Source organism: Mesorhizobium sp. WSM4989 (assembly GCF_029625795.1).
Lineage (GTDB): Bacteria > Pseudomonadota > Alphaproteobacteria > Rhizobiales > Rhizobiaceae > Mesorhizobium.
In genome coordinates this window covers 1-2,073 of the sequence record NZ_JARTVN010000014.1, presented here as the reverse complement: position 1 = coordinate 2,073, position 2,073 = coordinate 1, and the positions used below count along the sequence as shown (strand labels likewise).

Below are 2,073 nucleotides of genomic sequence, written 5' to 3'. Positions count from 1 at the left end.
AATGAGGCGTCTTGCATGGCTTCTACACCTGCCTGAATGCCAGAACTGCGTTCGTACCGCCCATGGCGAAGGCGTTGCTCATGGCGACGCGCACCTTGCGCTCCCGCGGCACATTGGGTGTGATGTCGAGGTCGCAAGCGGGATCTGGCTCGCGATAGTTGGCGGTCGGCGGCACGACGTCCTCTTGGATTGCCATCACGCAGGCGATCATTTCAAGCGCGCTCGCTGCGCCGAGGCAATGCGCGTGCGTGGACTTGGTGGAAGAGATGGACATCGAATAAGCGTGGTTTCCAAACACACGCTTGATCGCCGCCGTTTCAGTCTGATCATTGCTCTTGGTACCGGTGCCGTGCGCGTTGAGGTAGTCGACGTCCTCGGCATTCAGCCCGGCATCGGCAAGGCAGGCGCGCATCGCCGACGCTGGCCCCTCGACAGATGGCGCGGCAATGTGGAAGGCATCGGCGGAAAGGCCGACGCCGGCGATCTCGGCAAGAATTGTGGCACCACGCCTCGTGGCATGCTCGTAGCTTTCCAGCACGGCCATGCCCGCACCCTCGCCCAGCACCAGGCCCTTCCTATCGGCGGAGAAGGGCCGGCAGGTATCGGGTGAAAGCACGCGCATTGCTTCCCATGCTTTCAGCACGCCCCATGCGAAGGGTGCGTCGCTGCCCCCGGAAACCATTACGTCGGCCCGGCCCAGCTTGATCTGGTCCACCGCCGAGGCGATCGCATGGTTGGCCGAGGCACATGCGGAGGTCACCCCGAAGACCGGCCCGCGCAAGCCGAGGCTCAAGCTAAGATGGACGGAAGCGGCGCTGGGCATCACCTTTACTCCAGTGAAGAGTTCAGCACGGATTGCGCTACCCAAAAGCAGTGAGCGGTAAGTTTGTTCTGTTGCGTACGAACCGGTAAATCCGACGCCCACTGTCGCGCCGAAGCGATGGGCATTCCCCTCGTCGCAGGAAAGTCCGGCCTGCCGCATGGCTTCGCGCGCTGCAAGCACGGCGAGCAAGCTGAAGCGGTCCATGGAGATGAGATGCCCCCGGTTGATGTCGTGCTGGGGCAGCGCCTTGATCTCAGCGCCGGTCATGCCCTCCAGGTCATGAAGCTCGGAATTGGCGATCGGGCCGATGGCGGAGCGGCCTTCGCGCATCTCTTTCCACATAGAGGCGGCGTCGGTGCCCAGTCCGCACAGGCCGCCCACTCCGGTGATAACGACGCGCCTGTCCATTCAAGCCTCCTTCGCAAGCAAGCCGCGGACGGCTTCCACGACGTCGCCGACATTCTTGAGATTGGACCAGGCATCGGCCGTGTTCATGTCGATCTTGATGCCGTAGGCCTGCTCCACATCCCAGAGGACGTCCGCCAAACCCAGCGAATCGAACCCGAGCGCGTCCAGTTCCGTGGCGATTGTTATCTCGCCGACGAATGACGCAGGCATTCCCTCACCGCTCTCCGACTCGGCGCGTTTCTTGATCAGGGCAATGACGTCCGTTGCGAATTGATCGGCCATTCTGTTTCCTGTCTTTCTTTCCCGCGTTTCGACCTGGACGCGGCTCAGTTCCTGAGGCGCGCCGCGTCGCGAAAGCCATCACGCTTGGGCAACTGACAAAGCCCAATGCTCATAAAGCCGGATCAGGTCCGGCCGGTGTGTGGCGTAGGTGCAGTATGACGATGTGAGCCGCTACACGTGCGCGTCTCCCGGTCTGTCCATAGGCTCGGAAGAAGTCGGACAGTTTGACATGGCCGGTCAGTTGCAACTCCCTTTCCCAGCACTCCACTGCCCGGTAGAGCGCATGAAAAATCTCCTTTCGGGCGGTTTCTTAAGACGCTCGCCACGCCATGAGGCAGTGGGGGCATCGGTGTCCATCAGGTGCTTCTGCCCATGCAGGATTCCAGAACATTGATGAAATCGTTTGTTTCGATGAAAGGCATCCACACTTTGGATGGTTGACCACGCTTTTCAAAGATCGTGAACTACATCTCCTCGTTGTGCTCGACGCACTCCGGACAAGTAACCTCATGGGCGCGGCATGCAGGATTAACCGAGCCCAGCCGGTCATGAGTGCGGCC

Annotated in this window: 2 protein-coding genes; both read right to left on the bottom strand. The window is 61.1% G+C overall.

The window, feature by feature from the left end:
• Window positions 1–22 precede the first annotated feature (22 nt).
• Complete coding sequence (locus tag P9217_RS30125; RefSeq protein WP_095794006.1) at window positions 23–1,231, bottom strand: beta-ketoacyl-[acyl-carrier-protein] synthase family protein; 1,209 nt, start codon at window positions 1,229–1,231, stop codon at window positions 23–25.
• Window positions 1,232–1,513 carry an acyl carrier protein gene (locus tag P9217_RS30120; RefSeq protein ID WP_029356603.1) on the bottom strand — a complete coding sequence of 94 codons (282 nt, stop codon included), beginning with the start codon at window positions 1,511–1,513 and terminating at the stop codon, window positions 1,232–1,234.
• Window positions 1,514–2,073: the final 560 nt, after the last annotated feature.

Excerpts from the sequence above, each read along its gene's own strand:
- P9217_RS30125 (WP_095794006.1), bottom strand. The coding sequence starts at position 1,231 with ATGGACAGGCGCGTCGTTATCACCGGAGTGGGCGGCCTGTGCGGACTG.
- P9217_RS30120 (WP_029356603.1), bottom strand. The coding sequence starts at position 1,513 with ATGGCCGATCAATTCGCAACGGACGTCATTGCCCTGATCAAGAAACGC.